General features: G+C 72.6%; 19 protein-coding genes. 13 read left to right on the plus strand and 6 right to left on the minus strand.

Features of this window, described 5'->3' with window-relative positions:
- Positions 1-15: 15 nt before the first annotated feature.
- The 5 genes from OG927_RS07175 to OG927_RS07195 are packed head-to-tail and all read left to right on the plus strand — an operon-like array spanning position 16 to position 6,638.
- A complete protein-coding gene (locus OG927_RS07175) occupies positions 16-963 on the plus strand; it encodes a cobalamin biosynthesis protein (RefSeq protein WP_056792706.1) in 948 nt (315 codons plus the stop codon).
- Positions 960-2,651: a cobyric acid synthase gene (locus tag OG927_RS07180; protein ID WP_330319859.1), complete on the plus strand. Its 1,692-nt coding sequence runs from the start codon at positions 960-962 to the stop codon at positions 2,649-2,651. Before OG927_RS07175 ends, OG927_RS07180 begins: the two co-directional genes overlap by 4 nt.
- The gene (locus tag OG927_RS07185) at positions 2,648-4,690 is read left to right on the plus strand and encodes a putative cobaltochelatase (protein ID WP_330319860.1); all 2,043 of its coding nucleotides are present in this window, start codon (positions 2,648-2,650) and stop codon (positions 4,688-4,690) included. The genes OG927_RS07180 and OG927_RS07185 overlap by 4 nt, the downstream gene beginning before the upstream one ends.
- A complete protein-coding gene (cobO, locus tag OG927_RS07190) occupies positions 4,690-5,298 on the plus strand; it encodes a cob(I)yrinic acid a,c-diamide adenosyltransferase (protein ID WP_056792703.1) in 609 nt (202 codons plus the stop codon). The genes OG927_RS07185 and cobO overlap by 1 nt, the downstream gene beginning before the upstream one ends.
- Complete coding sequence (locus OG927_RS07195) at positions 5,292-6,638, plus strand: cobyrinate a,c-diamide synthase (RefSeq protein ID WP_056792702.1); 1,347 nt, start codon at positions 5,292-5,294, stop codon at positions 6,636-6,638. Before cobO ends, OG927_RS07195 begins: the two co-directional genes overlap by 7 nt.
- Before the next feature lie 14 nt (positions 6,639-6,652).
- Here the strand turns inward: OG927_RS07195 and OG927_RS07200 are convergent, their stop codons facing one another.
- Positions 6,653-7,375, minus strand: coding sequence for a ZIP family metal transporter (locus OG927_RS07200; protein WP_056792701.1), 723 nt, complete (start codon positions 7,373-7,375; stop codon positions 6,653-6,655).
- A gap of 79 nt (positions 7,376-7,454) precedes the next feature.
- Here OG927_RS07200 and cobC point away from each other — a divergent pair, with 79 nt between their 5' ends.
- Positions 7,455-8,975, plus strand: a complete 1,521-nt coding sequence (cobC, locus tag OG927_RS07205; RefSeq protein ID WP_330319861.1) for an Rv2231c family pyridoxal phosphate-dependent protein CobC — start codon at positions 7,455-7,457, stop codon at positions 8,973-8,975.
- A gap of 74 nt (positions 8,976-9,049) precedes the next feature.
- Here the strand turns inward: cobC and OG927_RS07210 are convergent, their stop codons facing one another.
- Together OG927_RS07210 and OG927_RS07215 are read right to left on the minus strand one after the other, a co-directional pair.
- Positions 9,050-10,210 (minus strand): SCO1860 family LAETG-anchored protein, encoded by a 1,161-nt coding sequence (locus tag OG927_RS07210; protein WP_319105280.1) that lies wholly within the window; start codon positions 10,208-10,210, stop codon positions 9,050-9,052.
- Positions 10,211-10,522: 312 nt separating this feature from the next.
- Positions 10,523-11,623, minus strand: a complete 1,101-nt coding sequence (locus OG927_RS07215; RefSeq protein ID WP_079099400.1) for an amidohydrolase family protein — start codon at positions 11,621-11,623, stop codon at positions 10,523-10,525.
- A gap of 104 nt (positions 11,624-11,727) precedes the next feature.
- Here OG927_RS07215 and OG927_RS07220 point away from each other — a divergent pair, with 104 nt between their 5' ends.
- The 6 genes from OG927_RS07220 to OG927_RS07245 all read left to right on the plus strand — a co-directional run bounded on the left by OG927_RS07220 (position 11,728) and on the right by OG927_RS07245 (position 17,337).
- Positions 11,728-12,834, plus strand: coding sequence for a pyridoxal-phosphate-dependent aminotransferase family protein (locus OG927_RS07220; RefSeq protein WP_056792699.1), 1,107 nt, complete (start codon positions 11,728-11,730; stop codon positions 12,832-12,834).
- Positions 12,835-13,166: 332 nt separating this feature from the next.
- A complete protein-coding gene (ectA, locus tag OG927_RS07225) occupies positions 13,167-13,697 on the plus strand; it encodes a diaminobutyrate acetyltransferase (RefSeq protein WP_245376832.1) in 531 nt (176 codons plus the stop codon).
- A gap of 78 nt (positions 13,698-13,775) precedes the next feature.
- Entirely contained in the window at positions 13,776-15,038 is a 1,263-nt protein-coding gene (gene ectB, locus OG927_RS07230) for a diaminobutyrate--2-oxoglutarate transaminase (RefSeq protein ID WP_057573609.1), read from the plus strand.
- 62 nt (positions 15,039-15,100) lie between these two features.
- Positions 15,101-15,499, plus strand: a complete 399-nt coding sequence (locus tag OG927_RS07235) for an ectoine synthase (protein WP_056785815.1) — start codon at positions 15,101-15,103, stop codon at positions 15,497-15,499.
- A 3-nt stretch (positions 15,500-15,502) separates the two neighbouring features.
- Positions 15,503-16,396, plus strand: coding sequence for an ectoine hydroxylase (gene thpD / locus OG927_RS07240; protein ID WP_209470759.1), 894 nt, complete (start codon positions 15,503-15,505; stop codon positions 16,394-16,396).
- A gap of 242 nt (positions 16,397-16,638) precedes the next feature.
- Positions 16,639-17,337 carry a hypothetical protein gene (locus OG927_RS07245; protein ID WP_330319862.1) on the plus strand — a complete coding sequence of 233 codons (699 nt, stop codon included), beginning with the start codon at positions 16,639-16,641 and terminating at the stop codon, positions 17,335-17,337.
- A gap of 30 nt (positions 17,338-17,367) precedes the next feature.
- On the opposite strand, the gene OG927_RS07250 is transcribed toward OG927_RS07245, so the two are convergent.
- The gene (locus OG927_RS07250; RefSeq protein ID WP_056783425.1) at positions 17,368-17,598 is read right to left on the minus strand and encodes a superinfection immunity protein; all 231 of its coding nucleotides are present in this window, start codon (positions 17,596-17,598) and stop codon (positions 17,368-17,370) included.
- A 129-nt stretch (positions 17,599-17,727) separates the two neighbouring features.
- On the opposite strand from OG927_RS07250, the gene OG927_RS07255 reads away from it, so the two are divergent.
- Positions 17,728-18,735, plus strand: a complete 1,008-nt coding sequence (locus OG927_RS07255) for a VOC family protein (RefSeq protein ID WP_330319863.1) — start codon at positions 17,728-17,730, stop codon at positions 18,733-18,735.
- A 3-nt stretch (positions 18,736-18,738) separates the two neighbouring features.
- Here the strand turns inward: OG927_RS07255 and OG927_RS07260 are convergent, their stop codons facing one another.
- On the minus strand, positions 18,739-20,298 hold the full coding sequence (locus tag OG927_RS07260; protein WP_056783431.1) for a glycoside hydrolase family 53 protein: 1,560 nt from the start codon (positions 20,296-20,298) through the stop codon (positions 18,739-18,741).
- Positions 20,299-20,362: 64 nt separating this feature from the next.
- Positions 20,363-22,408 carry a beta-galactosidase gene (locus OG927_RS07265; RefSeq protein ID WP_056783434.1) on the minus strand — a complete coding sequence of 682 codons (2,046 nt, stop codon included), beginning with the start codon at positions 22,406-22,408 and terminating at the stop codon, positions 20,363-20,365.
- Positions 22,409-22,465 lie beyond the last annotated feature (57 nt).

Raw genomic sequence — 22,465 nt, forward strand, 5'->3', positions numbered from 1 at the left:
ACGGCCGGCTGACCCGTGCGAGCCGACCGCATCTTCGCGTACGGCGCCGCCGCCGGTCTGATCGGTGACCTGCTGCTCGGCGATCCCCGGCGGGGGCATCCCGTCGCCGCCTTCGGGCGGGCCGCGGCAGGCGTCGAGAGCCGGCTGTGGCGCGATGACCGGGGCCGGGGCGCCCTGCACGCGCTGGTCTGCGCCGGAGGCGCCGCGGGCGCCGCCGCCCTGGCCGCCCACGCCGTACGGAACCGGCCCGCCGCCGCCGTGGCCCTGACGGCCGCCGCCACCTGGTCCGTCGTCGGCGGAACGTCCCTGGGCCGCGAGGCCCGTGCCATCGGCGGGGCACTCGCCGCCGGGGACATCGAGGTGGCCCGGGAGCGGCTGCCGCACCTGTGCGGCCGGGACCCGCACTCCCTGGACGGCCGGCAGATCGCCCGTGCGGTGGTGGAGTCCGTCGCCGAGAACACGTCCGACGCCGTCGTGGGGGCTCTGGTGTGGGGTGCGCTGGGCGGCGTGCCCGGCCTGGTCGGATTCCGGGCCGTCAACACCCTGGACGCCATGGTCGGCCACAGGTCACCGCGCCACCTGCGCTACGGCTGGGCTTCGGCCCGCCTCGACGACGCCGCGGGCTGGCCCGGCGCGCGCCTCACGGCCGTGCTCGCGGTGGCCGCCGGCGGGCGCCCGCGCGAGGCCCTGCGGGCCTGGCGGGCCGACGCGGGCAGACATCCGAGCCCCAACGCCGGACCGGTGGAGGCCTCGTTCGCGGGAGCGCTCGGCGTACGGCTCGGCGGGACCCTCGCATACGGCGGACGGGTCGAGCACCGGCCCGTGCTCAACGGGGCGGCCGGCAGGGACGTGCGCGTCACGGACATCGAACGCGCGGTGCGGCTGTCGCGCCGCGTGAGTGTGCTGGCCCTCGGCGTGTGTGTGGCCGGGCGGCTGGCCGTGGGACGAAGGGGCCGGGCATGAGCAGGGGACCGGGCGGCGGGCTGCTGGTCGCGGGGACGACCTCGGACGCGGGCAAGAGCGTCGTCACGGCGGGGATCTGCCGGTGGCTGGTGCGCCGGGGGGTGAAGGTCGCGCCCTTCAAGGCGCAGAACATGTCACTGAACTCCTTCGTCACCCGCGAGGGCGCCGAGATCGGCCGCGCCCAGGCGATGCAGGCACAGGCCGCCCGGGTGGAGCCGACCGCGCTGATGAATCCGGTGCTGCTCAAGCCCGGGGGCGACCGTTCCAGTCAGGTGGTCCTGATGGGCAGGCCGGTCGGCGAGATGAGCGCGCGCGGCTATCACGGGGGCCGGCAGGAAGCGCTGTTCGGCACGGTCGTGGACTGCCTGGAGCAGCTCCGGGACACCTACGACGCCGTGATCTGCGAGGGGGCGGGCAGTCCGGCCGAGATCAATCTGCGGCGCACGGACATCGTGAACATGGGCGTGGCGCGGGCCGCGCGCTTCCCGGTGCTGGTCGTCGGCGACATCGACCGGGGCGGTGTGTTCGCCTCCTTCTTCGGTACGACGGCCCTGCTGGCCGCCGAGGACCAGGCGCTGGTCGCGGGGTACCTCGTGAACAAGTTCCGGGGCGACGTGTCGCTGCTGGAGCCCGGTCTGGACATGCTGCACGGGCTCACGGGGCGTCGGACGTACGGGGTGCTGCCGTTCGCCCACGGCCTGGGCATCGACGAGGAGGACGGGCTGCGGGTGTCGATGCGGGGCGCCGTACGGGAGTCCGTCGTCGCCCCGCCGTACGGCCGGGACGTCCTGCGGGTCGCGGTGTGCGCCGTGCCGCTGATGTCGAACTTCACCGACGTGGACGCGCTGGCGGCCGAGCCGGGTGTGGTCGTGCGGTTCGTGGACCGGGCCGAGGAGCTGGTGGACGCCGACCTGGTCGTCGTGCCGGGTACCCGGGGCACGGTGAAGGCGCTTGCGTGGCTGCGCGAGCGGGGGCTGGCCGACGCCCTGCTGCGGCGGGCCGCCGAGGGGCGTCCGGTGCTGGGCATCTGCGGCGGTTTCCAGGTGCTGGGCGAGTCTGTCGAGGACGAGGTGGAGTCGCGCGCCGGTCTGGTCGACGGGCTCGGGCTGCTGCCGGTGCGGGTCCGCTTCGGCCGGGAGAAGGTGCTGGCCCGGCCGACGGGCCACGCCCTGGGGGAGCCGGTGGAGGGGTACGAGATCCATCACGGGGTCGCCGACGTGCGGGGCGGTGAGCCCTTCCTGGACGGGTGCCGGGTGGGCGCGGTGTGGGGGACGCACTGGCACGGGTCGCTGGAGAGCGACGCGTTCCGGCGGCGGTTCCTGGAGGAGGTGGCGCGGGCGGCGGGACGGCGGTTCGTCCCGGCCCCGGACACGAGCTTCGCCGCGCTGCGGGAGGAGCAGCTGGACCGGCTGGGGGATCTGATCGAGGAGCACGCCGACACGGACGCGTTGTGGCGGCTGATCGAGGCGGGCGCGCCGCGGGGGCTGCCGTTCGTGCCGCCGGGGGCCCCACGGGCGGCGGGACCGGTGGTGGGGGCGCCCCCTGCCCCGGGCCCCGGTCCCGGATCGCCGGACGGGCTCGGTTGCCCGCCCCGGGACGCGGGGCGGGACCCGGAAGGGCCGGACATCGCGGAACGGACGCCTGAGGTGACCGGAACAGTCGTGCACGTGACAGAGGAGGCACTGTGAGTACCCCGTATCCCTTCACCGCCATCGTCGGACAGGACGACCTACGGCTCGGGCTGCTGCTCAACGCCGTCAGTCCGGCCGTCGGCGGGGTGCTCGTCCGGGGTGAGAAGGGCACCGCCAAGTCAACCGCCGTACGGGCCCTCGCCGCGCTGATGCCGGAGGTCGCAGTGGTCTCCGGGTGCCGGTTCTCGTGCGATCCGGTGGTGCCCGATCCGGCGTGTCCCGACGGGCCCCACGAAGCCGCTGCCGGCGTGTCGCGGCCGGCACGGACCGTGGAGCTGCCGGTCGGCGCGTCCGAGGACCGCCTGGTGGGAGCGCTCGACATCGAGCGGGCCCTGTCCGAGGGCGTGAAGGCCTTCGAGCCGGGGCTCCTGGCCGACGCCCACCGCGGGATCCTGTACGTGGACGAGGTCAACCTGCTCCATGACCACTTGGTGGACCTGCTGCTGGACGCGGCGGCCATGGGTGCCTCGTACGTCGAGCGCGAAGGCGTCTCCGTACGGCACGCGGCACGGTTCCTGCTGGTCGGGACGATGAACCCGGAAGAGGGCGAACTGCGCCCGCAGCTGCTGGACCGCTTCGGGCTGACCGTCGAGGTGGCGGCCTCCCGCGACACCGACCAGCGGGTCGAGGTCGTGCGGCGGCGGCTCGCGTACGACGACGATCCGGCCGGGTTCGCCGGACGGTGGGCCCAGGAGGAGGAGGCGCTGCGGGAGCGGATCGCCGCCGCACGTGTCCTGCTGCCCCGGGTGGTGCTGGGGGACGCCGTACTGCGGCAGATCGCGGCGACGTGCGCGGCGTTCGAGGTCGACGGGATGCGGGCCGACATCGTCATGGCCCGCACCGCGACCGCGCTGGCGGCGTGGGCGGGGCGTGACGAGGTGACCGCGGAGGACGTGCGGCAGGCCGCCCTGCTCGCACTCCCCCACCGGCGCCGCCGCAATCCGTTCGACGCGCCGGGGCTCGACGAGGACAAGCTGGACGACACGCTCAGGGACGCGGCGGGCGACGAGGCCGGGAACGGCGACGACGGCGACGGCGACGGCGACGGCGACGAGCCCGATCCCGACGGGCCCGGCGGGGGCGGGGGCGGCGTGCCTCCGCAGGACTCCGGTCCCGACACCCCGGAGCGGGGCGGGGACGCCGGTCCCGAGCAGGGCGGCGACGCCCCGGGGCCGGGGCGGCCCTCGCCCTCCGGGGGCGAGCAGCAGCCCGTACGCGCTTCGGAACCGTTCCGTACGAAGATGCTGAGCGTGCCCGGTCTCGGCGAGGGTGCGGCCGGGCGCCGGTCCCGGGCCCGCACGGAGCACGGGCGGACCACCGGGGCGCGGCGTCCCGAGGGGACGCTGACGAAACTGCACCTGGCGGCGACCGTGCAGGCGGCGGCACCGCACCAGCGGGCGCGCGGGCGGTCCGGGCGGGGCCTCGTCGTACGGCGTGACGATCTGCGGCAGGCGACCCGGGAGGGGCGCGAGGGGAACCTCGTGCTCTTCGTGGTCGACGCCTCGGGGTCGATGGCGGCCCGGCAGCGGATGAGCGCCGTGAAGGGTGCGGTGATGTCGCTGCTGCTGGACGCCTACCAGCGGCGGGACAAGGTCGGTCTGGTGACGTTCCGCGGCAAGGAGGCGGAGGTCGTGCTGCCGCCCACGTCGTCCGTGGACGCGGCGGCGGCACGGCTGGAGTCGCTGCCCACGGGCGGGCGCACGCCGCTGGCCGCCGGACTGCTGAGGGCGCACGACGTGCTGCGCGTGGAGCGGCTGCGTGATCCTTCGCGGCGCCCGCTGCTCGTCGTGGTGACGGACGGCCGGGCGACGGGCGGCCCCGATCCGGTGGCACTGGCCGCGCGGGCCGGGCGGCTGCACGCCGCCGAGGGCACGGCGTCCGTCGTCGTGGACTGCGAGTCGGGGATCGTGCGCCTCGGGCTCGCCGCACAGCTCGCCCGGGACCTGGGGGGCACCGCGGTCACGCTCGACGAACTGCGGGCCGACTCGATCGCCGGGCTGGTCAAGGATGTTCAAGCAGCCGGGAGGGCCGCGTAATGCCACAGGGACAGCCTGTATCGGTGCCGGACGACGGGCTGACGACGCGTCAGCGGCGCAATCGTCCGCTCCTCTTCGTCCATACCGGCATCGGCAAGGGCAAGTCGACGGCAGCTTTCGGCCTCGCGCTGCGGGCCTGGAACCAGGGCTGGCCGATCGGGGTGTTCCAGTTCGTGAAGTCGGCGAAGTGGAAGGTCGGCGAGGAGAACGCGCTGAAGGTGCTCGGGGCGAGCGGCGAGGGCGGCACCGTCGACTGGCACAAGATGGGCGAGGGCTGGTCCTGGGTCCAGCGCGGCATCCACGGCGACAACTCCGACAACGAGGAGAAGGCCCGCGAGGGCTGGGAGCAGGTCAAGCGCGACCTGGCGGCGGAGACCTACAAGCTGTACGTGCTGGACGAGTTCGCCTACCCGATGCACTGGGGCTGGATCGACACCGACGAGGTCGTCGAGGTGATGCGCGACCGCCCGGGGACGCAGCACGTGGTGATCACCGGGCGCAACGCCCCCGCGAAGCTGATCGAGGCCGCAGACCTGGTGACCGACATGTCGAAGGTCAAGCACCCGATGGACGCGGGCCAGAAGGGCCAGAGAGGCATCGAGTGGTGAGTGTCCCCCGTCTGGTCATCGCCGCACCGGCCTCCAACACCGGCAAGACCACGGTCGCCACGGGTCTCATGGCCGCGTTCGCCGGGCGTGGTCTCGCCGTGTCCCCGCACAAGGTCGGACCCGACTACATCGACCCGGGCTACCACGCGCTGGCCACCGGCCGCCCGGGGCGCAACCTCGACGCGTACATGTGCGGTACGGAGCTGATCGCCCCGTTGTTCGCGCACGGCGCCGCGGGTGCCGGCCTGGCGGTCGTCGAAGGGGTCATGGGGCTGTACGACGGCGCCTCGGGGCAGGGCGAGCTGGCGTCGACCGCGCAGGTGTCCAAGCTGCTCCGGGCCCCCGTCGTGCTGGTCGTCGACGCTTCGTCGCAGTCCCGTTCGGTCGCGGCGCTCGTGCACGGTTTCGCCTCCTGGGATCCGGAGGTGCGGATCGGCGGCGTCATCCTCAACAAGGTGGCGTCCGACCGGCACGAGGCGCTGCTACGGGAGGCGCTCGACGAGACGGGCCTGCCGGTGCTCGGGGCGCTGCGGCGGGCTCCGCAGGTGGTGACGCCCTCGCGCCACCTGGGCCTGGTCCCGGTGGCCGAGCGGCAGGCCGACGCCGTCGACGCCGTACGGGCGATGGCGGAACGGGTGGCGGCCGGATGCGATCTGGAGGCCCTGCTGGCGCTGGCCCGGTCCGCGCCCGCGCTGCCCGGCGCGGCGTGGGAGCCGGAGCGGGCGTCCGCGGGGGGAGCACGGCCCGTGGTGGCGGTGGCGGGCGGCGCCGCGTTCACGTTCGCGTACGCGGAGCACTCCGAGCTGCTGTCGGCGGCCGGTGCCGAGGTCGTGGTCTTCGACCCGTTGCGCGACGAGAAGCTGCCCGCGGGCACGGCGGGGCTGGTCATAGGCGGCGGGTTCCCCGAGGTGTACGCGCCGGAGCTGTCGGCCAACGAGCCGCTGCGCAGGGCGGTCACCGAGCTGGCCCGCTCCGGAGCCCCGGTGGCGGCGGAGTGTGCGGGGCTGCTGTATCTGGCGCGTGAGCTGGACGGGCGTCCGATGTGCGGGGTTCTGGACGCCTCGGCCCGGATGTCTCAGCGGCTGACGCTCGGCTACCGGCAGGCGGTGGCGGTGTCCGACAGCGTGCTGGCGGTGGCGGGGACGCGGCTGCGCGGGCACGAGTTCCACCGGACGGTGCTGGAACCGGGGGCCGGCGCGACCCCCGCCTGGGGCCTGCACCAGCCGGAGCGGCGGGTGGAGGGCTTCGTGCAGCAAGGGGTGCACGCGAGCTATCTGCATACGCACTGGGCGGCGGAGCCCGGTGTCGCCCGGCGGTTCGTGGAGCAGTGCCGCGCGTGACCGGCCCCGCCCGCTCACTCCGCGATGCCGACCACCAGCCAGATGAAGCCCACTCCGGCGACGGTGCACAGCAGGGTGGAGCGGGCCGGGTGCTCGTGGTGCGCCTCGGGCAGGATCTCGGCGGCGGCGAGGTAGAGGAGCGCCCCGCCGAAGAATCCGAGATAGCAGCCGAGCAGTTCCTCCGGAAGGGTGAACAGCAGGGTGGTCGCGGCGCCCACGATCGGGGCCAGCGCGTCCGCGTACAGCATCAGGAGCGCCTTGCGGCGGGCGTTTCCGTAGAGGCTGGTGATCGTGTACGTGTTGAAACCGTCGGCGAAGTCGTGGGTGATGACGGCCAGTGCGACGGCCGCGCCCATGCCGCCGCCGATCTGGAACGCGGCGCCGAGCGCGACGCCGTCCATCAGGCTGTGGCCGACCATCGCGGCCGCCGCCGTCATCCCGACCTGTGGCACCCGTTCCTCGCTCGCCCCGTGCGCCGCCTGGCGTACGGCCAGCGAACGCTCGACGAGATGGGCCACCAGGAAGCCGCCGACGAACAGCAGCAGGGCGGCGGGGACGCCGAAGACCTCCTGGCCCGCCGCGTCCACCGCCTCGGGCAGCAGGTCGAGGCCGACGACGCCGAGCATCAGCCCTCCGGCGAAGCCGAGCACCAGGTGCCGCCGGTCGCTGACGCGCTGCGCGACCCAGCCGCCCGCGAGGGTCATCAGGAACGCGCCGAGCGCGACGAATACCGCCATGGGGCCTTGCTAGCCGATTGACCCCGCTCCTCGCACCTGAGGCCGCCCTTACCCGCGCTCCCCCGGAAGGACTCCGTTCATGCCCCGTGCCGCGCTGGTCGTCGGTGTCGGTGCCCGCCGGGGCGTACCGCGCGGGGAGGTGCTCGCGCTGGTCCGGGAGGCTCTGGGCGCGGCCGGTCTGTCCGCCTCCGACGTGGTGGAGCTGGCCACGCTCGACACCAGGGCGGACGAACCGGGGATCGCCGGAGCGGCGGCGGAGCTCGGGGTGCCGGTGCGCTCCTGGACGGCCGCGGCGCTGGCGGCCGTTCGCGTGCCGAACCCGTCGGGAGCGCCGTTGGCCGCCACGGGGACACCGTCCGTCGCGGAGGCCGCGGCGTTGGCCGACGCGGACGAACTCCTGGCCATGAAGCGGAAGTCGGCGTCCGCGACCTGCGCGGTGGCCCGCAGGACCTCACGGACCGGCACCCCGGCGTCGACGAATCGCGCCCGGCCGTTCACCATGGCTGCCATGCTGCCCCCCACGAAGCACACGAAGCACCTCGACAACGCCGGGCCCGATCTGCGGCACCACGGCGACGCGGAAGTGCGCGGCCTCGATCTGACCGATCTCGCCGTGAACGTACGGACCGGTACGCCCCCCGACTGGCTGCGGGAGCGGATAGCCGCGTCGCTGGGTTCGCTCGCCGCCTATCCGGACGGGCGTCCGGCGCGGGCTGCGGTCGCCGGACGGCACGGGCTGCCCGAGGAGCGGGTCCTGCTCACGGCGGGCGCCGCGGAGGCGTTCGTGCTGATCGCACGGGCCCTGCCGGCCCGGCGGCCGGTCGTCGTGCATCCGCAGTTCACCGAGCCGGAGGCGGCCCTGCGCGCGGCCGGGCACGAGGTGGGCCGGGTGGTGCTGCGGCCGGAGGACGGCTTCCGGCTGGATCCGGCGGCGGTGCCCGAGGACGCGGATCTGGTGGTGGTCGGCAATCCGACCAATCCGACGTCCGTGCTCCATCGCGCGCAGGTGCTGGAGCAACTGGCGCGGCCCGGGCGGACGCTGGTGGTCGACGAGGCGTTCATGGACGCCGTTCCGGGCGAGCGGGAGGCGCTGTGCGACCGGGAGGACGTCCCGGGGCTCGTCGTGCTGCGGAGCCTGACCAAGACCTGGGGGCTCGCGGGGCTGCGCATCGGCTACGTGCTCGCGGATCCCGCGACGGTCGCCCTGCTCCAGGAGGCGCAGCCGCTGTGGCCGGTGTCCTCCCCCGCGCTGGCGGCGGCCGAGGCGTGCATGGAGCCGCGGGCGCTGGTCGAGGCGGCCGACGCGGCGGACCGGGTCACGGTGGACCGGGCGCATCTGCTGGCGGGGCTCGCGGAGTTCGGCGAGGTGCGGGTGGTGGAGCCGGCCGCGGGGCCGTTCGTCCTGCTCCGGCTGGACCGGGCGGACGAGGTACGGGAGCGGCTGCGGTCGCTGGGTTTCGCGGCGCGGCGCGGGGACACCTTCCCGGGGCTGGGCAGCGACTGGCTGCGGCTGGCCGTACGCGACCGTGTGACGACCAACGGGTTCCTCCAGGCGCTCGACCTGGCTCTGCAGGGGCTGCCGCGGAGATCCGCGGGCTGACGGGCCCCGGGCGGAGAGCGGTGCTCGTTCGTGCGAGCACCGCTCTCCGCCCGCCCCGGCCCCCTCGGGCGTGATCAGTCCTGGGCGCGCCTGCGGGCGACGACCGTGGCTCCGGCGCCGACCGCCAGCAGGAGGGCCGCGCCACCCGCGATGTACGGGGTCGAGGAGCTGGAACCGGTCTCGGCGAGGCCGCCGCCGGCGGACGCCGCCGGCTCGGAGCCGGTCTGGGGCTTCACGCCGCCGCCGTCGCCCTTGCCGCCGGTGCCGGCCGTCTCCCCCGCGCCGCCCGTGTCGCCGCCGCTGCCGCCCGTGTCACCGGATCCGCCGGTGGTACCGGCGGTACCCGAAGCGCCCGCGTCGCCGCCGCCGGTCGAGCCGCCGCTGTCCGAACCGCCGCCGTCCGAGCCTCCGTAGGTCGACCCACCGTCGGTCGACCCGCCGTCCGAGCCCCCGTCGGTCGAGCCGCCGTGCTCCGAACCGCCGTCGCCCGACCCGCCGCCGTGCGACCCGCCGCCCTTCGGCGTCTCGCAGGTCGCCCCGGCCAGGGTGACCTCGCCCCGTACACCGGCGACGTTGAGCTCGAGCGGATTCACGGACACCCGCAGCCGGAGCGCGGTCGCCGCGGCCGTGCGCGTGGTGGTGCGGGTCTGCGACAGGTCCAGGGTCACTTCACCGACACCCGGCACCTCGACGCGCGTCGTACCGCCCGAGGTCGCACGGACCTTCTTGCCGAGCACCTTCACGTGTCCCAGCACGTTCGACTCGGCGACCGGCTTCCTGCCCACCTCGCACAGTGCCTTGGCGGTGACCTTCCGGACCTCGATCAGCGGGAGCAGCGGGAGACCGGGTACATGCACCCGGGCTTTCACGAGGGTGCTGTACCCCTCGGCCCTGCGCCCGTCCACGGTGGCGTCCGCCGTGGCGACGTCGGCCTTCAGGAGGCGGACCGGCCGGCCCCCCTCCACTCCGTCGAGCTCCACACCGAGCGCGGTCCTCTCCGCACTCGCCGGTGCCTGCACCTCGTTGAGCGTGGCCTCGAGCGGCACATGGGCCGAGTTCTTCACGAGCGACACGTCGAGTCCGGCACGGAGCACGACCGCGCTCGCCTTTCCGTGGCTGCCGGCCGGGGTGGCCGGGATCGTCGCGGTCGCGGCCTGGGCGGGGACGGCGGCCAGCAGGGCGACGGGTACGGCGGCGACCGCGAGGGCGGCCAGACGGAAGGTGTTGCTGTTCAAGATGGTGGAACCCCCACAAGAGACATGGAGCCGCCGGCGCCGTCCAATGGGGGACATCGCGGGCACCGGCGGCCTCGACTCCGTGAATCTTTACGCACAGAGGGTGAACTGACAGACACCTGCCGTCAGTTCACTCCAAAGGGGGGTTTTCGCGTACGAATTCGAATCTTCCGGCACAGGAGTTCCCCGGAGTCACCCGTTTCGCCCCACGGGGGCGGCGCCGTCGTCGTGGGCACCGGAACAGGGGCGAAAGTGGTTCAACGAGCCGTGGTCGCCGGGGTCACCGCCGGTCAACCCGACGCCCGCGGGCGGTCAGCCGACCACCCGCCCGTCGAGCACCACCCACCGCGGGGCCGCCAGCACCCGTACGTCCGCTCGCGGGTCCTCGTCGTACACCACCAGGTCCGCCGGGGCGCCCTCCTCCAGCACCGGCCTGCCCAGCCAGCGCCGCGCGCCCCAGGCCGTCGCGGAGAGCGCCTCCAGGGGCGGGATGCCCGCCTTCACCAGCTCGGCGACCTCGGCCGCCACCAGGCCGTGGGCCAGTGAGCCGCCGGCGTCCGTCCCGACGAAGACCGGGATGCCCGCGTCGTACGCCGCGCGCACGGTGTCGTAGCGGCGCTCGTACAGCTGCCTCATGTGGGCGGACCAGCGGGGGAACTTGGCCTCGCCGCCCGCCGCGAGGTCCGGGAACGTGGCGATGTTGACCAGGGTCGGGACGATCGCGACGCCGCGCTCGGCGAAGAGCGGGATGGTGTCCTCGGTGAGCCCGGTGGCGTGCTCGATGCAGTCGATCCCCGCCTCCACCAGGTCGCGCAGCGCGGCCTCGGCGAAGCAGTGCGCGGTGACCCGGGCACCCAGCCGGTGCGCCTCGGCGATGGCCGCCTCGACCTCTCCGCGGGGCCAGCAGGCCGTCAGGTCACCGGCGTCCCGGTCGATCCAGTCGCCCACCAGCTTCACCCACCCGTCGCCGCGCTCCGCCTCCCGGGCCACGTACGCCACCAGGTCGCCGGGTTCGATCTCATGGGCGTAGTTCCTGATGTACCGGCGGGTCCTGGCGATGTGCCGGCCCGCTCTGATGATCTTCGGCAGGTCCTCGCGGTCGTCGATCCACCGGGTGTCGGAGGGCGATCCGGCGTCCCGGATGAGCAGCGTTCCGGCCGCCCGGTCGGTGAGGGCCTGCTTCTCGCTGGTCGCCGCGTCGACGGGCCCGTGGCGGTCGAGGCCGACGTGGCAGTGCGCGTCGACGAGTCCCGGCAGCGACCAGCCGGTGAGCGTCACGGCGTCGTCCGCGCCCGGCGGCCGCTCGTAGGTGATGCGTCCGCCGACGGCCCAGAGGCCGTCCCTCACGTCGTCGGGGCCGGCGAGCACCCGCCCCTCGACCCGCAGCACCCGCGCCACCTCGTGATCACTCATGGACAGCACTGTACGAGGCGGCCCGCCGGGGGCTCCGGGAGGTGCTGGGTACCCTCGGACGCAAGCGCTGACCGCGGACCGACCGACCCGAAGAGAGCACCACCGTGACGCACCCCTTCCTCGACCTCGCCCCGCTCACCGCCGCGCATTTCGCGGCGATCGAGCGGCGGGTGGCCGGCCTCCTCGCCACCGGGCAGGACGTCGTCATCATGCAGGGCGAGGCGCTGCTGCCCCTCGAAGGCTGCATCCGGGGCGGCGCCCGGCCCGGATCCACCGCGCTGAACGTCGTCACGGGCCCGTACGGCCAGACCTTCGGCAACTGGCTGCGGGACTGCGGGGCCGAGGTCGTCGACCTCGCCGTGCCGTTCCACTCGGCGGTCACCGCCGACCAGGTGGCGCAGGCGCTGGCCGAGCACCCGGAGATCGACTTCGTGTCGCTGGTGCACGCCGAGGCGGCGACCGGCAACACCAACCCGGTCGCGGAGATCGGCGAGGTGGTCCGGGCGCACGGCGCGCTCTTCATGCTGGACGCCGTCGCGTCGGTCGGCGCGGAGCCGCTGCTGCCGGACGTCTGGGGCGTGGACCTGTGCGTCATCGGCGCACAGAAGGCGATGGGCGGCCCCGCCGGGGTCTCCGCGGTGTCGGTGAGCGAGCGGGCATGGGAGCGGATGGCCGGCAACCCGCAGGCACCCCGGCACTCCTACCTCTCCCTCCTCGACTGGAAGGCCCGCTGGATCGACGGGGGCCGCAAGGCCCTGCCGCACGCCCCGGCGCAGCTGGAGATGCTGGCGCTGGAGGCCTGCGTGGAGCGGATCGAGGCGGAGGGGCTGGACACCCTGACGGCCCGGCACGCCGCGGCGGCCGCTGCCACCCGGGCGGGAGCGGTGGCCCTCGGTGCCGGTCTGGAGCCGTACGTCCACGACGCCCGTGACGCGGCGCCGGTCGCCACGACGCTGCGGGTGCCCGCGGGGACGGACGCCTCGGCGCTGGTCGCGAAGGCCCTCGCGGGCGACCCCTCGCTGCCGCTGATCGCGGGCGGCGGCGCGCTGTCCACGGAGATGATCCGGGTGAACCACTACGGCGTGGACGCCACGCGGGCCGCCGTGCACGCCTCGCTGGCCGCGCTGGGGGCCGCGCTGGCCGAGACCGGACGGGAAGCCGACTTCGAGGGTGCCCGCAATGCCGTCTCGGAAACCTGGCCGAACGACTGATTGAACGGACCGCAATCCACCCGATAATTCAACAATGCGGGGAGCTGCTTTATCCGAAGCAGCTCCCCGCATTCTTCTGCCCGCTTTCCTCATTCCTAAACACCTCAGCTCCCATGCGGCCGCGGCACTCAATCCGAACAGGTGTCACGAGAGTTACACACATGTGACCGACCCCACAAAGTGACCGTTATGCCCGATAAATTCCGGGCAAAAGGCATGAAATCGCCAGTGCTTACAAGTCGGTCCGCGCCCGCGTGATAACACGGCATCCCCTCTCACCCAACCCCTTGCGTCGATGCAATTTAGATTTTTGCTGGGTAAATTCAATTCGCATGACCGCCGCACCAGCAGATTTTGCACGTGCCCGAAGCGAATTCCTCAGTATCGACACCCCGCGAGTGGAGGACGGAGCCGCGATCTGGCGCATAGCCCGCGATTCCGAGGTCCTGGACCTCAACTCCTCGTACAGCTACCTGCTGTGGTGCCGTGACTTCGCGGCGACCTCCGTCGTCGCCCGCGACGAGACCGGCGGCCCCATCGGCTTCGTGACGGGGTACCTCCGTCCGGACCGGCCCGGGACGCTCGTCGTCTGGCAGGTGGCCGTCGACAGCGCCCACCGCGGGAAGGGCCTGGCCGCCACCCTGCTGGACGCGCTGACCACGCGTGTCGCATCCGACCAGGGCCTGGCATCGGTCGAGACGACCGTCACCCCGGACAACACCGCGTCCGACCGGCTGTTCACCTCCTTCGCACAGCGCCACGACGTACCGCTGGAGCGCGAGGTGCTCTTCGACGGCGAGCTGTTCCCCGAGGGGACGCACCTGCCGGAAGTGCTGTACCGCATCGGTCCGTTCCACGCGTAGGCCCGAACTCCGCCCCCGCCCGGGGCATGCCTCACGCGCCGCCCGTCCGTCACACCCCCCTCGAGCAGGAGATCCGCTGTGACCATCACCCCGCCCGCCCTGAGTGTCTTCGAGAGCCTTGAGTCGGAAGTCCGGAGCTACTGCCGCAGCTGGCCCGCGGTCTTCGACCGTGCGCAGGGCGCCCGGCTGACCGACGAGGACGGACACTCGTACCTCGACTTCTTCGCCGGTGCCGGATCGCTCAACTACGGCCACAACAACCCGGTGCTGAAGCGCGCGCTGATCGACTACATCGAGCGCGACGGCATCACGCACGGCCTGGACATGGCCACGACCGCCAAACGCGCGTTCCTCGAGACGTTCGAGAACGTGATCCTGCGCCCCCGCGACCTTCCGTACAAGGTGATGTTCCCCGGCCCGACCGGCACCAACGCCGTCGAGTCGGCGCTGAAACTCGCCCGCAAGGTCAAGGGCCGCGAGTCCGTCGTCTCCTTCACCAACGCCTTCCACGGCATGTCCCTCGGCTCGCTCGCCGTGACCGGCAACGCCTTCAAGCGGGCCGGTGCCGGCATCCCGCTGGTGCACGGCACCCCGATGCCGTTCGACAACTACTTCGAGGGCAAGGTCCCCGACTTCCTGTGGTTCGAGCGGCTCCTGGAGGACCAGGGCTCCGGGCTGAACAAGCCCGCGGCCGTGATCGTGGAGACCGTGCAGGGCGAGGGCGGCATCAACGTCGCACGCGCCGAATGGCTCCGCGCCCTCCAGGACCTGTGCCACCGCCAGGACATGCTCCTGATCGTCGACGACATCCAGATGGGCTGCGGCCGTACCGGCGGCTTCTTCTCCTTCGAGGAGGCCGGCATCGTCCCGGACATCGTCACGCTGTCGAAGTCCATCAGCGGTTACGGCCTGCCGATGTCGCTGTGCCTCTTCAAGGGCGAGCTCGACATCTGGGAGCCCGGCGAGCACAACGGGACCTTCCGCGGCAACAACCCCGCCTTCGTCACCGCCGCCGCCGCACTCGACGCCTACTGGGCGGACGGCCAGATGGAGAAGCAGACCCTGGCCCGCGGCGAACAGGTGGAGCAGACGCTCCTGGCGATCTGCGCCGAGGAGCCGACCGCGCAGTTCCGTGGCCGCGGCCTGGTCTGGGGGATGGAGTTCACCGACCCGGCGCGCGCGTCCGCCGTCTGTGCGCGCGCCTTCGAGCTCGGGCTGCTGCTGGAGACGTCCGGCCCGCAGAGCGAGGTCGTGAAGTTGCTCCCGCCGCTGACCATCACCCCCGAAGAGCTGGACGAGGGCCTGCGCACGCTGGCCCGCTCCGTCCGCGAGACCGCCTGACCGGGGCACGCCCCGGGGCAGGCACACCTGAGAAGCACAGAAGAGAAAGGCACCATCCCACCGTGATCGTCCGTTCGTTCAGTGACATCGAGAACACCGACCGGCATGTGAAGGCCGCCTCCGGAACCTGGGAGAGCAAGCGCATCGTGCTCGCCAAGGAGAAGGTCGGCTTCTCGCTCCACGAGACCGTGCTCTACGCCGGCACGGAGACGTCCATGTGGTACGCGAACCACATCGAAGCCGTGCTGTGCACCGAGGGAGAGGCCGAGCTCACCAACGACGAGACCGGCGAGACACACTGGATCTCCCCCGGGACGATGTACCTGCTGAACGGCCACGAACACCACACCCTGCGGCCCAAGACCGACTTCCGCTGCGTGTGCGTCTTCAACCCCCCCGTCACCGGACGGGAGGACCACGACGAGAACGGTGTCTACCCACTGCTGACAGAGGAGGCCTGAACCATGACCACCGATGTACGAGCCGACCTGTACCCCTCGCGCGGCGCCGCCGAGATGACCACTCCCCGCCAGGACCCGGTCATCTGGTCCGCGCCCGGCGCACCCGGGCCGCTCTCCGCGAAGGACCTCCAGGGCTTCGAGCACGACGGCTTCCTCACCGTCGACCAGCTCATCTCCCCGCAGGAGGTGGCCGGCTACCACGCGGAGCTGGAACGGCTGATCGCCGATCCGCGGGTCCGGGCCGACGAACGCTCGATCATCGAGCCGACGTCGCAGAGCGTGCGGTCCGTCTTCGAGGTCCACCGGCTCAGCGAGGCCTTCGCCCGCCTCGTCGCCGACGAACGCGTCGTGGGCCGGGCCCGCCAGATCCTCGGCTCCGACGTCTACGTCCACCAGTCCCGCATCAACGTCAAGCCCGGCTTCGGCGCCTCCGGGTTCTACTGGCACTCCGACTTCGAGACCTGGCACGCCGAGGACGGCCTGCCGAACATGCGGACCGTGTCCGTCTCCATCGCGCTGACCGAGAACCACGACACCAACGGCGGGCTCATGATCATGCCCGGCTCCCACAAGTCGTTCCTCGGCTGCTCCGGCGAGACACCGAAGGACAACTACAAGAAGTCCCTGCAGATGCAGGACGCCGGCACCCCGTCCGACGAGGCGCTGACGAAGATGGCCGACCGCCACGGCATCAAGCTCTTCACGGGCAAAGCCGGATCGGCCACCTGGTTCGACTGCAACGCCATGCACGGCTCCGGGGACAACATCACCCCCTACCCGCGCAGCAACGTCTTCATCGTCTTCAACAGCGTGGAGAACACGGCACAGGAACCCTTCGCAGCCCCCATCCGCCGCCCCGAATTCATCGGAGCACGCGACTTCACCCCGGTGAAGTAGGGGCGTACGACGGTTGGAGGGGCGGGACGCACAGCGCGTCCCGCCCCTTCGGCGTCATCATCCCGTGCGGTATCGGGCGGAGCACGCCGGACGGTCCGTCGCACTCCCGCTCCCCGACGGCCGGAACGCACGCTCGTGTCCTGTGCCGGATCCACGCCCGACCGGGCCGCCAGGAGGCCGTTGGTAGGCTCATGTGGTCGATCAAGGTCGTGCCCGAGTGCGCGCCGGAGAGGTGGCACCACATGCGGACGGTTCGCAGGACGACGGCACTGGCACTGACGTGCCTGCTTGCGGGGGCCGCGCTCGCCGGGTGCGGGGGCGGTGCCGACGACGCCGACGACAAGTCGGCGGCGGACCTCCTCGACGAGGCCAACGCCACGATGGGCGAGCTGAGTTCCCTCACCATCGAGATCACCAACGAGGCGGGCGACGACACGGCGACGTGGCGGATGACGACCGATCTGAAGAGTCGCTGCCAGGTGAGGAACACCTTCTCCGGAAGCGGCACCCTGGAACAGATCCGGATCGGCGGGACGGACTACGTCCGCCCGGACACGAAGTACCTGGAGACCTGGAGCGGCAACGATCTCGGTGCCGCCAGGCCGAACGTCTGGGCGAAGGTGCCCGTCGCCAGGTCGAAGCCGGGTGACGGGCTGTCCCGGTGCACCCGGCCGTTCGAGTCGTTCGGTACGGCGACGAAGGGCGAGGCCACCCGCATCGGCGGACGGGAGGCGCTCGGGCTGGAGGTGACGGATCCGGCGGACAAGGAGGGGGCGTACACGTTCTACGTCGCCACCGAGGGCGAGCCGCATCTGCTGAAGGCCGTGTACGACGGCGGGAAGCAGGTCACCACCACCTCGTTCAGCGATTTCGGCGAACCGCTGGACATCCGGCCGCCCGCGTCGGCCGACGTGCTGGACATGAGCGACGTCACGGGCTAGTGCCGCCGCCCGGGGCCACCGGACACCGGGTCACCCGCTCATGCCGGGCACCGGCGCGGGGCCGCGGGTGCGCATCGACAGCGCCATGACCAGGGCGACGAACCAGAACAGGCCCGTGGCGGCGCCGATCACGCTGACCACGACGACCAGTCCCAGGCGGTCCACCCTCCTGCGGTGGGCGATGAACGTCGGCACGCAGAGGATGAGGAGTGCCAACGGCACGATGACGAGGAGCTCCAGGGGACCTATGGTCGAGATCATCGGGTCACTGTACCGATATGACGGCCCGTCCCATAGGTCCTCAGAGCCCGCTGCCCGGAGCAGCGGGCTCCACTTGTCCGGATTCAAGTCGCTGGACCTCGGCGTGGGTCAGCGGCGACAGTGTCGCCCATGACATCGCTCGTACAGCACATCACGATCGACTGCGCCGACGCCTACGAACTGGCCCTCTTCTGGGCCGAGGTGCTCGGCTCGTCGCTGTCCGACGACGACCGTCCCGGTGATCCCGAGGCGCTCGTCGCGGCCCCGGGGGCAGCGCTGCTGTTCGTCACCGTGCCCGAGTCCAAGAGCGTCAAGAACCGGATCCACCTCGACCTCCGGCCCGAGGACCGCGGCCGCGACGCCGAGGTCGAACGGCTGCTCGCTCTCGGCGCCACGCTGGTCGGTGACCACCGCAGGCCCGACGGGCGGGGCTGGGCGACGATGGCGGATCCCGAGGGCAACGAGTTCTGTGTGGAGTGCGGCGCCGCCGAACGGGCGGCGCTGAACGGGACCAGGATGCCGGTCACCGCGGACGACGTGGCCCTCGCGGTCCGTCTCGCGGTCGACACCCTCGGGGAGTCGGAGGCGCGGGACTGGCGGGTGCCGGCCGGGTCGTTGGAGTGGAACTGCTGGGAGACCGTCGAGCATCTCGGCGACGACCTGTTCGCGTACGCGGTCCAGCTCGGCCTCCGGAAGCCGCCGACCGGCACCGAGGTCCCCTACCGGTGGGCAGCGGAGCGCGAGGGGGGCCCGGCGAATTCGGTCTTCGCGGACCCTGCCGCCGGGTCCACCGGGCTGCTGCAGACCCTGGAGGCGAGCGGTTCCCTGCTCACGGCGATGGTGCGCACGGCCCTGCCGGACGTCCGCTCGCACCATGTGTTCGGGCTCTCCGACCCGGAGGGGTTCGCCGCGATGGGCGTCGTGGAGACCCTGGTGCACACCCACGACGTCGCCGAGGGGCTGTCCCTCTCCTGGACGCCGCCCGCGGACCTGTGCGACCGGGCGCTGGCACGGCTCTTCCCGGACGCGCCGGACGACGCGGACCGGTGGACCGTCCTGCTCTGGTCCACCGGCCGCGCCGATCTGCCGGGCCGTGACCGGATCACCTCGTGGAGGTGGCACGGCGCTCCGCTGTAGTGGTTACCGGTGCGAGAACCACCGTGCCGCGGGCAGCAGCTTCCCGTTGTAGTCGAACACCGCCTGGTTCTCCCACGCGTTGCCCGACGCCGGGTCGGCCGGGTCCCAGCCGCTTCCGGTGACGGCGGTCCAGGCCGGCTCCCAGTAGACGGCGCCGAGTCCGCGGCCGTTCGGGACGGCCTCGACGACGTTCATGACGTCCCGGAGGTTGGCCGCCTGCCCGGCCGGGGTCGCCGGGTAGCCGGTGACCAGCTGGTCCGCGGTGGCCACGTTGTTCTCCAGGCCGTCGTCGTCCGCGAGCGTGTGGGCGTACGCGGTCTCGGCGACCAGCACCGGCTTCCCGTAACGGGACGCGGCGTCGTCCAGGTTGGTCTGGAGCTCGGACAGCGAGCCGTGCCAGTAGCCGTAGTAGGACAGGGCGACGACGTCGAAGGGGACGCCGCGCGACACGGCGTTGTCGAACCACCAGCGGGTGCCCGCGTTGTCGCCGCCCTCGGCGAGGTGCAGCGCCACCTTCGTACCGGAGGAGACGGCCTTGGCGGCGTTCGCCCCCGAGGTCAGGAGGCCTGCCAGCTGGGTCCAGTTGTCGGTGGACCCTTCGGGCCAGAGCATTCCGCCGTTGGTCTCGTTGCCGATCTGCACCATGTCGGCGGTGGTGCCCTGGGCCTTGAGCGCGTTCAGCACGTCGTACGTGTGGTTGTAGACGTCCGTGCGGAGCTGCGTGTAGCTGTGGCCGGCCCAGGCGGCGGGCTTGTTCTGCTTACCGGGGTCGGCCCAGGCGTCGGAGTAGTGGAAGTCGATGAGCGTCTTCATGCCGAGGGCCTTGGCGCGCTTGGCCATGGCGAGGACGCGGGGCTTGTTGTTGTAGCCGTCGGCCGGGTTCACCCAGACCTTGAGGCGGACGTAGTTCATCCCGGAGTTCCTGAGGATGGTCACCGCGTCCCCGGCGGTGCCGTTCGCGTCGCGGTACGTCGCGCCGTGGGCCTCGTTCTTCGGGAGGGTGGAGAGGTCCCCGCCCCTCACGCTCAGGCCCGTGGTCCCGGGGGTGAAGGTGATGTCGTCGAAGTTGGCCCACTGCCCCGCGTGCGCGTCGGAGTTGAGGCTGATCGTGCACGCGCCGCCGGTCACCTTGACGGAGGTGACGAGCCGGATCCAGCCGCCGTCGGCGGTGGGCGGCAGGTCGGTGCGCTGCTCGGCGGCGCCGCAGTTGCGCAGGGCGATGTAGGCGGAGTTCTGGCCGCCGCCCGAACGCACCCAGGCGCTGAGGGTGTACGTCCCGTCGGTGAGGCCGGTGAGGTACTGGTAGGTCTCGACCTTGTACGCCGAGGCCGACCAGTGGCTGAGCCTGGTGCTGCCCGCGTGGCCGCCCGCCTCGGTGAAGGAGGCGGCGTTCGTGCCTCCGGCCGAGTACGTCGACCAGCCGGTGGCCCCGGACTCGAAGCCTGGGTTCGCGGGGGTGGTGGCCGCGTGGGCGGCCTGTGCGGGGAGTGCGGCGAACAGCAGGCCGGACAGGGCGGCCACCGTTCCTGCGGCTCTTCTGCGGGTGTGCGTCGTTCCGTACATCGTCGATGTCCCTTCGACCGTTGTGCGGGGTAACGGAGGTGGTGCGGGGGTGCGTCGGTGCGCCTCAGCCGTCGAGCCGTACGACGCGCACCGCGCCCGCCGGCACGGCGAGGCGGTCCGCGGCGGGCTTGCCGGTGAGGAGTTCGGTGCCGGGGCCGTCGAGCGCCACCTCGGTGTCGGCTCCGCTGTGGTTGATCGCGAAGAGGTACGTGCCGCTCTCCCCCGCACGGCGTACGACCTCGACGTCGTGGGCGAGGCCGGTGCGCGCCGCGATGCCGGCGTCGGCGCGGGCCCGGTCCAGGACGGTGTCCAGGTGGGGGCCGGAGAGCCGGGTGGAGACGTACCAGGCGGTGCCCTTGCCGAGCTGGTGGCGGGTGACGGCGGGCCGGCCGGCGGGGATGCCGTCGGCGTACGACCAGACGGTCTCGGCGCCGCGCGGGATCACCACGTCCGTCCAGACGTCGCCGGTCAGGTCCGGTCCTTCGGGGGCGCCCTCGGGGGTGGTCAGGCGGACCGTCTCGCCCTCGCCGAGGGGGGAGAACTCCTCGACCGTCAGGCCCAGGACGTCCCGCAGGACGCCGGGGTAGGGGCCGGGGTGCACGGCGTCGTCGGCGTCGACGATGCCGGAGAAGTACGAGACGACGAGGGTGCCGCCGTTCTCGACGTACCGCCGCAGGTTGCGGCCGGTCTCCTCGGTGGCGAGGTAGAGGGCGGGGACGACGACCAGGGGGTACGCGGAGAGGTCGGCCTCCGGGTGGGCGAAGTCGACGGTGAGGTGCTGGTCGTACAGCGAGGCGTAGTACGTGTCGGCACGCTCGCGGGCGTCGTGGTCCTCACTGGGACGCCATTCCAGGGACTGCGCCCACCAGGACTGCCAGTCCCAGAGCATCGCGGCGTCGGCGACGGTACGGGTGCCCCGGATGCCGTCGAGCAGGCCGAGGTCCGCGCCGAGGGCGCTCACCTCGCGCCACACCCGGGAGTCGGTCCCGGCGTGCGGGACCATCGCGGAGTGGAACTTCTCGGCGCCGCGCCTGGACTGGCGCCACTGGAAGAACATCGCGCCCTCGGAACCGCGGGCCACGTGGGAGAGGCTGTTGCGGGCCATCTCGCCGGGGCGCTTGGCGGGGTTGCGGGGCTGCCAGTTGACGCCACTGGTGGAGTGCTCCAGCAGCAGCCAGGGCGCACCGCCGGCGACCGAGCGGGTGAGGTCGGCGGCCATGGCCAGATTGACGTGGGTGCGGCGGCCGTCGGTGATCAGGTAGTGGTCGTTGGTGACGAGGTCGACCTCGCGGCCCCAGGCCCAGTAGTCGATGGACTCGCACTGGCTGAGGGCGGTCATGAAGTTGGTGGTGACGGGGATGCCGGGGGCCAGCCGGTGCAGGATGTCGCGCTCGGCGGTGAAGTTCTCGCGCAGGGTGGCGTCGGCGAAGCGGGCGTAGTCCAGCTGCTGGGCGGGGTTGCCGACCGTGGGCGTGGTGCGGGGCGGGTCGATCTCGTCGAGGGTGTTGTAGCGCTGACCCCAGAAGGCGGTTCCCCAGGCCTCGTTGACCGCGTCGACGGAGCCGTGCCGGCCGGTCAGCCAGTGGCGGAAGTGCACGGCGCAGTTGTCGCAGTAACACGCGCTGATGGGGACCCCGTACTCGTTGTGGACGTGCCACATGGCGAGGGCCGGGTGGCTCGCGTAACGGCGGGCGAGCTGCTCGGTGATGTTCGCCGCGGCCGCGCGGTAGGGGGCCGAGCTGTGGCAGATGGCGCCGCGTGATCCGAAGGCGTAGCGGACACCGTCGCGGCTGAGCGGCAGGGCCTCGGGGTGGGCGCGGTAGAACCAGGCGGGCGGGGCGACGGTGGGGGTGCCGAGGTCGGCGCGGATGCCGTTGACGTGCAGCAGGTCCAGCAGGCGGTCGAGCCATCCGAAGTCGTAGCGGCCGGGTTCGGGCTCCAGCAGGGCCCAGGAGAAGATCCCGACGCTGACCATGGTGACGCCGGCTTCCCGCATCAGGCGTACGTCCTCGTGCCAGACCTCTTCGGGCCACTGCTCGGGGTTGTAGTCGCCGCCGAACGCCAGCTTGTGCAGGCCGACCGGGGTGGGAGCGGATTCTGAGTGCGGCATGGACAGCTCCTGGCTCTTCGGGACAACTTCTGGGAACGTGCACACACACTCTCGGCG

Origin of the sequence: Streptomyces clavifer (assembly GCF_036345975.1) — a bacterium.
Lineage (GTDB): Bacteria > Actinomycetota > Actinomycetes > Streptomycetales > Streptomycetaceae > Streptomyces > Streptomyces clavifer.

Excerpts from the sequence above, each read along its gene's own strand:
- thpD (WP_209470759.1), top strand. The coding sequence starts at position 15,503 with ATGACCACCGATGTACGAGCCGACCTGTACCCCTCGCGCGGCGCCGCC.
- OG927_RS07245 (WP_330319862.1), top strand. The coding sequence starts at position 16,639 with ATGCGGACGGTTCGCAGGACGACGGCACTGGCACTGACGTGCCTGCTT.
- OG927_RS07260 (WP_056783431.1), bottom strand. The coding sequence starts at position 20,298 with ATGTACGGAACGACGCACACCCGCAGAAGAGCCGCAGGAACGGTGGCC.
- OG927_RS07265 (WP_056783434.1), bottom strand. The coding sequence starts at position 22,408 with ATGCCGCACTCAGAATCCGCTCCCACCCCGGTCGGCCTGCACAAGCTG.
- cobO (WP_056792703.1), top strand. The coding sequence starts at position 4,690 with ATGCCACAGGGACAGCCTGTATCGGTGCCGGACGACGGGCTGACGACG.
- OG927_RS07255 (WP_330319863.1), top strand. The coding sequence starts at position 17,728 with ATGACATCGCTCGTACAGCACATCACGATCGACTGCGCCGACGCCTAC.
- OG927_RS07215 (WP_079099400.1), bottom strand. The coding sequence starts at position 11,623 with ATGAGTGATCACGAGGTGGCGCGGGTGCTGCGGGTCGAGGGGCGGGTG.
- OG927_RS07180 (WP_330319859.1), top strand. The coding sequence starts at position 960 with ATGAGCAGGGGACCGGGCGGCGGGCTGCTGGTCGCGGGGACGACCTCG.
- OG927_RS07250 (WP_056783425.1), bottom strand. The coding sequence starts at position 17,598 with ATGATCTCGACCATAGGTCCCCTGGAGCTCCTCGTCATCGTGCCGTTG.
- cobC (WP_330319861.1), top strand. The coding sequence starts at position 7,455 with ATGCCCCGTGCCGCGCTGGTCGTCGGTGTCGGTGCCCGCCGGGGCGTA.
- ectA (WP_245376832.1), top strand. The coding sequence starts at position 13,167 with ATGACCGCCGCACCAGCAGATTTTGCACGTGCCCGAAGCGAATTCCTC.
- OG927_RS07200 (WP_056792701.1), bottom strand. The coding sequence starts at position 7,375 with ATGGCGGTATTCGTCGCGCTCGGCGCGTTCCTGATGACCCTCGCGGGC.